The 8983-nt window shown below is 51.1% G+C and carries 4 protein-coding genes; all 4 read right to left on the reverse strand.

Features of this window, described 5'->3' with window-relative positions:
• The coding region (locus tag ACO6UY_RS23410) for a hypothetical protein (RefSeq protein ID WP_422463949.1) at positions 1 to 907 on the reverse strand (907 nt) is incomplete at its 3' end.
• A gap of 105 nt (positions 908 to 1012) precedes the next feature.
• The gene (locus ACO6UY_RS23415; protein ID WP_422463947.1) at positions 1013 to 4255 is read right to left on the reverse strand and encodes a DUF1601 domain-containing protein; all 3243 of its coding nucleotides are present in this window, start codon (positions 4253 to 4255) and stop codon (positions 1013 to 1015) included.
• Between the two features lie 105 nt (positions 4256 to 4360).
• Positions 4361 to 7867 carry a DUF1601 domain-containing protein gene (locus ACO6UY_RS23420; protein ID WP_422491467.1) on the reverse strand — a complete coding sequence of 1169 codons (3507 nt, stop codon included), beginning with the start codon at positions 7865 to 7867 and terminating at the stop codon, positions 4361 to 4363.
• 105 nt (positions 7868 to 7972) lie between these two features.
• Positions 7973 to 8983: RAP domain-containing protein (locus ACO6UY_RS23425; protein WP_422463971.1), on the reverse strand; the 1011-nt coding region annotated here is incomplete at its 5' end.

Raw genomic sequence — 8983 nt, forward strand, 5'->3', positions numbered from 1 at the left:
TCGCCATGGCCCACAGCAGGTTGGCAATGCCCTGGGCATTAAGTTGGTTTTTCTGTGCTTGCACGAGGGGCAACAGGGCGGCCACGGCCTCTTTGAGCTCTGCTTTACGCAGCTGCCCGTTGTCCAGCAGTTTCGCCACGGCCCACACCAGGTTGGTGACTTCCTGTGGTTTAAAGTGAGTTTTCTGTGCGTTCACGTGGGGCAACAGCGCGGCCATGGCCTTGTTGAATTCTGGTGTCTGCTCCTGCCCGTTATCCACCAGTTTCGTCATGGCCCACAGCAGGTTGGCGATTCCCTGGGCATCAATCTCCCATGCTTCAGCTTTTTTGTTGCACTTGAATATTATTGCATCCAGTAGCGTTGACAATAAGGCAGCTTGAGTACGCTTAACACGCTCATCCATGGGTTTATGAGGGGTAAAAACACCCGCTGAAGTCAATGAGTGAAGTGTTGTCGTCAGGCTTCGCCAATTCCAGCTCCGTGTTGCAGTAAAATTTTGCAGCAAACGCATCAGCTGGCTTTGTTCTGTTCGATTTAACGGTCTTTTAGCAGCTGATGAGTATTTTTTAATTGAACTGGCATACTGACCGTGATTTCTCCCATCATAGCGATGACCGAAACGTTCCGATTTACTCACCAGATCATCCATTACTTCCTGTTTGATGAGGGCATTAAAATCTTGAGTCGGGTTGACGGAACGGCGCACTAGATATTGAGAAGAGCATGGGCCTGAAGAATGGTAAAATTCATTATGCCACGGGGTAGGGCGGAGGGGGTTATTCCGATGTCTGACTGTACACTGTCTATACCGTCCACGCCTTGAAGCAGCAGCAGACTCATCCGGTTGGTTGTCATCATTACCTGATCTTGCGTATTTACCACTGATACCAGCAGAACTTCTATCCATAATTTTATTTCATTAATTCATGAAAATATAAAAAGCAGACTGCTGTTCTGCTCAGAAGTTCATTTTGCGGAAAAGTTTACTTGAGTCATGATGGGAGGAAGGCGATTACTGGCTGTTTGTTTTCTTCCTCTTTGCCGGGTTGATTTGCTCTGCTAAATGTTCTTCACCAGTCACGTATGCAGAATCTGTCCACCCTCTTTTAAGTGGTACAGAGGCATGACCTTGTGGCGGGATGCCTATCCTGGTCTTGATTTGATCAATATAGGGTTTCATTAAATCGTTGTTCAAAAGCTGGTTAGTCGGGATTTCAATGACCTCAAATCCTGCTTTTTGCAACAGTGCGATTTTAAGCAAAGTCGAACCATTCCTGGTGTTGAAATCACCACCCACGTAATGAGACGGTCCCTGAACTTCAATCACCATGTTGTGATCTGGCAGTAGCAGGTCAACCGGAGGTAATGAATTCAGACTCTTTTCCTCTTCGATCGTCAAAGCTGGAATAGATGATTTGAGTTGATCACGGAAGTCGACCTGGTTTTTTGAAATGGTTGTCTGGAAATGGCGGACGACCAAACAGGTTCTGCCAAGCCAACTTGCAGCCATGGCAAGGATGGATTGATCCTCTCCATTATCTGGCGATGTATTTTCCAGACGAATGAACAGGTCATCCATGTGTTTTTCAAATAGGTTATTTTTATTGGTATTAGAGTCCAGAAACAACCTGGCACAGCATACCATTACTCCCCAGAGAGACATCGATATCTCTTTCTGAGAAAACTGAAGGTTCTTACTGATTCGATAGAGAAGCGATTCGAACGTAGAGGTAACCACGTTCAGCTCAACGAGTTCACCCAGTTTGGCCGTGGCCCACAGCAGGTTGGCAATACCCTGGGCAGTAAATTGATCTTTCTGTGCGTTCACGAGGGGCAACAGCGAGATCACAACCTCGTTGAGCCCTGGTGTCTGCTCCTGCCCTTTATCCACCAGTTTCGCCATAGCCCACAGCAGGTTGGCGATTGCCTGTGGTGTAAAGTTAGTTTTCTGTGCGTTCACGTAGGGCAACAGCGCGGCCGCGGCCTCCATGAGCCCTGGTATCTTCTCCTGCCCGCTGTCCACCAGTTTTGCCATGGCCCACAGCAGGTTGGCGATGTCCTGGGCATTAAATTGGGCTTTCTGTGCGTTCATGTGGGGCAACAGCCCGGCCACGGCCTTGTTGAGCTCTGGTGTCTGCTCTTGCCCGTTGTCCACCAATTTCACCATGGCCCACAGCAGGTTGGTGATTTCCTGAGGTTTAAAGTTGGCTTTCTGTGCGTTCATTTGGCACAACAGCGCGGTCACTGCTTCTTTTAGCTCTGGTGTTCGCTCCTGCCTGCGGTCCACCAGTTTCGCCATGGCCCACAGCAGGTTGGCGATTTCCTGTGGTTTAAAGTGAGCTTTCTGTGCATTAATGTGGGGCAACAACGCCGCCACGGCCTCGTTGAGACCCGACGTCCGCTCCAGCCCGCTGCTCACCAGTTTCGCCATGGCCCAAAGCAGGTTGGCGATATGCTGAGGAATAACTTGGTCTTTGGGTGCGTTCACGTGGGGCAACAGTGCGGCCACAGCGTCCTTGAGCTCTGGTGTTTGCTCCAGCCCGCTGTCCACCAGTTTCGCCATGGCCCACAGCAGGTTGGCGATATCCCGGGCATTAAATTGGTCTTTCTGAGCGTTCACATGGGGCAACAGCGCGGCCACGGCCTCTTTGAGTCCTGGTATGTGCTCCTGTCCGTTGTCGACCATTTTTGCCATGGCCCACAGCAGGTTGGCGATACCCTGAGGAACAAATTGGTCTTTCTGTACGTTTACGTGGGGCAACAACACGGCCACAGCCTCTTTGAGTTCTGGTGTGTGCTCCTGCCCGTTGTCCACCAGTTTCGCCATGGCCCACAGCAGGTTAGCGATACCCTGTGGTGTAAAGTTGGCTTTCTGCGCACTCATTTGGGGCAACAGCGCGGCCACGGTTTGGTTAAACCCTGGCGTCCACTGTGGCCCGTTGTCCACCAGTTTCGCCATGGCCCACAGCAGGTTGACGATATGCTGAGGAATAAATTGGTTTTTCTGTGCGTTCACGAGGGGCAACAGGGTGGCCACGGCCTCGTTTAGCTCTGGTGTCCGCTCCAGCCGGTTGTCCACCAGTTTCGCCATGGCCCACAGCAGGCTTGCGATTTCCTGTGGTTTAAAGTCAGCTTTCTCTGGGTTCACTTGTGGCAACAGCACGGCCACGGCCTCGTTGAGCCCTGGTGTCCGCTCCAGCCGGTTGTCCACCAGTTTCGCCATGGCCCACAGCAGGTTGGCGATATGCTGAGGAATAAATTGGTTTTTCTGTGCGTTCACGAGGGGCAACAGGGTGGCTACGGCCTCGTTGAGCCCTGGTGTCCGCTCCAGCCGGTTGTCCACCAGTTTCGCCATGGCCCACAGCAGGTTGGCAATACTCTGGGCGTTAAGTTGATTTTTCTGTGCGTTCAGGAGGGGCAGCAGGGCGGCCACAGCATCTTTGAGCCCAGGTGTCCGCTCCAGCCCGTTGTCCACCAGTTTCGCCATGGCCCACAGCAGGTTGGTGACTTCCTGTGGTTTGAAGTGAGCTTTCTGTGTGTTCACGTGGGGCAACAGCGCGGGCACGGTCTCGTTGAATTCTGGTGTCTGCTCCAGCCCGTTGTCCACCAGTTTCGCCATGGCCCACAGCAGGTTGGCGATTCCCCGGGCATCAATGTCCCTGGCTTGAGGTTTTTGGTTGCACTTGAATATTATTGCATCAAGTAGCGTTGACAATAAGGCCGCTTGAGTAAGCTTGACACGCTCATCCATGGGTTTATGAGGGGTAAAAACACCTGCAGAAGTCAATGAGTGAAGTGTTGTCGTCAGGCTTCGCCAGTCCCAACGCCGTGTTATGGTAAAATTTTGCAGCAGACCTATCAGCTGGCTTTGTTCCGCTCGATTTAACGGTCTTTTCGCAGCGGATGTGTATTGTTTAATTGAATTGGCATACAGGCCGTGATTTCTCCCATCATAGCGATGACCGAAACGGACCGATTTACGCACCAGATCATCCATTATTTCTGGTTTGATGAGCGCATTAAAATCTTGGGCAGGGATTATTGAACGGCGCTGTAGATGTTGAGAAGGGCATACGGCAGGAGATTGGTAAAATTGATTACACCCCGGTGTAGTGCGTGGAGTATTATCCCACTGTCTGACTGTGGCATGTCTATATCGTCCACGCCTTGATGAAGCGGCATGGTCATCTTGTTGGTTGTAACCATTACCTGATCTTGCGTAATGACCACTGATACCAGCAGAACGTCTATCCATAATTATATTTCATTAATTCATGAAAATATAAAAAGCAGACTGCTGTTCTGCCCAGAAGTTCATTTTGCGGAAAAGTTTACTTGAGTCATGATGGGTGGAAGGCGATTACTGGCTGCCTGTTTTCTTCCTCTTTGTCGGGTTGGTTTGCTCTGCTAAATGTTCTTCACCAGTCACGTATGGAGCACCTGCCCACCCTCCTCTTTTAAGTGATACAGAGCCATGCTCCTGTGGCGCGATGCTTACCCTGATCTTTATTTGATCAATATAGGGTTTCATTAAATCGTTGTTCAAAAGCTGGTTAGTCGGGATTTCAATGACCTCAAATCCTGCTTTTTGCAACAGTGCGATTTTAAGCAAAGTCGAACCATTCCTGGTTTTGAAATCACCACCTACGTAATGAGAGGGGCCCTGAACTTCAATCACCATGTTGTGATCTGGCAGAAGCAGGTCAACCGGAGGTAATGAGTTCAGACTCTTTTCTTCTTCGATCGTCAAAGCTGGAATAGATGATTTGAGTTGATCACGGAAGTCGACCTGGTTTTTTGAAATGATTGTCTGGTAATGGTGGACGACCGAACAGGTTCTGCCAAGCCAACTTGCAGCCATGGTAATGATGGATTGATCCTCTCCATTATCTGGCGATGTATTTTCCAGACGAATGAACAGGTCATCCATGTGTTTTTCAAATAGGTTATTTTTATTGGCATTGGAGTCCAGAAACAACCTGGCACAGCATACCATTAATGCCCAGAGAGACATCGATATCTCTTTCTGAGAAAACTGAAGGTTCTTACTGATTCGATAGAGAAGCGATTCGAACGTAGAGGTAACCACGTTCAGCTCAATGAGTTCACCCAGTTTCGCCATGGCCCAAAGCAGATTAGCGATTTCCTGTGGTTTAAAGTTAGCTTTTTGTGCGTTCACGAGGGGCAACAGGGCGGCCACGGCCTCTTTGAGACCTGGTGACCGCTCCAGCCCGTTGTCCACCAGTTTTGCCATGGCCCAAAGCAGGTTGGCGATACCCTGCGGTTTAAAGTTAGCTTTTTGTCCATTCACGAGGGGCGTCAGCGCGGTCACGGCCTCGTTGAACCCTGGTGTCTGCTCCAGCCCGTTGTCTACCAGTTTCGCCATGGCCCACAGCAGGCTGGCAATATGCTGAGGAATAAATTGGTCTTTCTGTGCGTTCACATGGGGCAACAGTACGGCCACGGCCTTGTTAAGATCTGGTGTCCGCTTCTGCCCTTTGTCCACCAGTTTCGCCATGGCCCACAGCAGGTTGGCAATAGCCAGGGCATTAAACTGGTCTTTCTGTGTGTTCACGCAGGGCAACAACGCGGCCACAGCCTCTTTGAGCTCTGGTGTCTGCTCCTGCTCGTTGTCCACCAGTTTCGCCATGGCCCACAGCAGGTTGGCGATATGCTGAGGAATAAATTGGTTTTGCTGTGCGTTCACATGGGGCAACAGCGCGGCCACGGCCTCGTTGAGCACTGGTGTCTGCTCCTGCCCGTTGTCCACCAGTTTCGCCATGGCCCACAGCAGGTTGACGATTCCCTGGGCATTAAATTGGTTTTTCTGTGCATTCACGTGGGGTAACAGCGTGACCACCGCCCCTTTGAGCCCTGGTATTTGGTCCTGCCCGTTGTCCACCAGTTTCGCCATGGCCCACAGCAGGTTGGCAATGCCCTGGGCATCAAGTTGGTTTTTCTGTGCGTTCACGAGGGGCAACAGGGCAGCCACGGCCTCGTTGAGCTCTGGTGTCTGCTCCTGCCCGTTGTCCACCAGTTTCGCCATGGCACACAGCAGGTTGGTGATTGCCTGTGGTGTAAAGTTAGCTTTCTGTGCGTTCACGTGGGGCAACAGCACGGCCACGGCCTTGTTGAGATCTGGTGTCTGCTCGTGCCCTTTGTCCACCAGTTTCGCCATGGCCCACAGCAGGATGGCGATATCCTGGGGATTAAATTGGTCTTTCTGTGTGTTCACGCAGTGCAACAGCGCGGCCACAGCCTCGTTGAGCTCTGGTGTCTGCTCCTGCCCGTTGTCCACCAGTTTCGCCATGGCCCACAGCAGGTTGGAGATATGCTGCGGAATAAATTGGTTTTGCTGTGCGTTCACATGGGGCAGCAGCGCGGCCACGGCCTCGTTGAGCTCTGGTGTCTGCTCCTGCCCGTTGTCCACCAGTTTCGCCATGGCCCACAGCAGGTTGGTGATTCCCTGGGGATTAAATTGGTCTTTCTGTGCGCTCACGTGGGGTAACAGCGTGACCACCGCCTCTTTGAGCCCTGGTGTCCGCTCCAGCCCGTTGTTCGCCAGTTTCGCCATGGACCACATCAGGTTGGCAATGCCCTGGGCATTAAGTTGGTTTTTCTGTGCGTTTATGAGGGGCAACAGGGCGGCCACGGCCTCGTTGAGCTCTGGTGTCCGCTCCAACCCGTTGTCCACCAGTTTCGCCATAGCCCACAGCAGGTTGGCGATACCCTGGGCATTAAACTGGTCTTTCTGTGCGTTCACTTGGGGCAACAGCGCGGCCACGGCCTCGTTGAGCCCAGGTGTCCGCTCCAGCCCATTGTCCACCAGTTTCGCCATGGCCCACAGCAGGTTGGTGATATGCTGAGGAGTAAATTGATTTTTCTGTGCGTTCACGAGGGGCAACAGGGCGGCCACGGCCTCGTTGAGCCCTGATATCCGCTCCAGCCCGTTGTCCACCAGTTTCGCCATGGCCCACAACAGGTTAGCGATAGCCTGAGGAATAAATTGGTCTTTCTGTACGTTTACGTGGGGCAACAACACGACCACAGCCTCATTGAGCTCTGCTGTGCGCTCCAGCCCGTTGTCCACCAGTTTCGCCATGGCCCACAGCAGGTTGGCAATATGCTGAGGAATAAATTGGTCTTTCTGTGCGTGCACGTGGGGCAACAGTGCGCCCACAGCCGCGTTGAGCCCTGGTGTTCGCTCCTGCCCGCTGTCTACCAGTTTCGCCATAGCCCACAGCAGGTTGGCGATTTCCTGGGCACCAACATAGCTGGCTTCATGTTTTTGGTTGCACTTGAATATTATTGCATCAAGTATTGTTGACAATAAGGCAGCTTGAGTACGCCTGACACGCTCATCCAAGGGTTTATGAGGGGTAAAAACACCCGCTGAAGTAAATGAGTGGAGTGTCGTCGTCAGGCTTCGCCAATTCCAGCTCCGCGTTGCTGTGAAATTTTGCAGCAAACGCATCAGCTGGCTTTGTTCCACTCGATTTAAAGGCCTTTTAGACGCTGACGTGTATTTTTTAATGGAACTGGCATATAGGCCGTGATCTCTCCCATCATAGCGATGACCGAAACGATCCGATTTACTCACCAGACCAGCCATTATTTCCTTTTTGGTGAGAGCATTAAAATTTTGAGCAGGGTTTACTGAACGGTGCAGTAGATATTGAGAAGGGCCTGCGGCAGCAGAATGGTAAGCTTTATTACGCCTCGGAGTTGTGCGTGGGGTATTATCCCTCTGTCTGACTGTGGCTTGTCTATATCGCCCACGCCTGTAAGCGGCACGGTCATTCGGTTGGTTATCATCACTACCTGATCTTGCGTATTGACCACTGACACCAGCAGAACTTCTATCCATAATTATATTTCATTAATTCATGAAAATATAAAAAGCAGACTGCTGTTCTGCTCAGAAGTTCATTTTGCGGAAAAGTTTACTTGAGTCATGATGGGAGGAAGGCGATTACTGGCTGTTTGTTTTCTTTCTCTTTGCCGGGTTGGTTTGCTCTGCTAAATGTTTTTCACCAGTCACGTATGCAGCATCTGCCCACCTTCTTTTAAGTGATACAGAGCCATGCTCCTGTGGCGGGATGCCTATCCTGGTCTTTATTTGATCAATGTATGGTTTCATTAAATCTTTGTTCAAAAGCCGTTTAGCCGGGATTTCAATGACCTCAAATCCTGCTTTTTGCAGCAGTGCGATTTTCAGCAGAGTTGAACCCTTCCTGGTTTTGAAATCACCACCCACGTAATGAGAGGGGCCTTGAACTTCAATCACAATGTTGTGATCTGTAAGTAGCAGGTCAACCGGAGGTAATGAGTTCAGACTCTTTTCTTCTTCAATCTTTAAAGAGGGCAGACATGATCGGAGTTGATCGCGGAAGTCGACCTGGGTTCTTGAAATGTTTGTCTGGTAATGGCGAACGACCGGACAGGCTCTGCCAAGCCAACTTGCGGCCATGAACATGATGGATTGATCATCTTCATTATCTGGCGATGTATTTTCCAGGCGAGTCAACAGGTCATCCATGTGCTTTTCAAACACATTATTTTTATTGGCATTGGAGTCTAGAGATAACCTGGCACAGCATACCATTACTCCCCAGAGAGACATCAATATCTCTTCCTGAGAAAACAGCAGGTTCTTACTGATTCGATAGACAAGCGATTCGAACGTAGAGATGACCAGGTTCCGCTCAATGAGTTCACCCAGTTTGGCCATGGCCCACAGCAGGTTGGCAATACCCTGGGCATTGAATTGGTCTTTCAGTGCGTTCACGAGGGGCAATAGCGTGACCACAGCCTCGTAGAGCCCTGGTGAGTGCTCCTGCCCGTTATCCACCAGTTTCGCCATGGCCCACAGCAGGTTGGCGATATGCTGATGAATAAACTGGTCTTTCTGTGCGTTCACTTGGGGCAACAGCACGGCCACGGCCTCGTTAAGACCTGGTGTCCGCTCCAGCCCTTTGTCCAC

The organism is Endozoicomonas sp. ALE010 (genome assembly GCF_049310165.1).
Lineage (GTDB): Bacteria > Pseudomonadota > Gammaproteobacteria > Pseudomonadales > Endozoicomonadaceae > Endozoicomonas.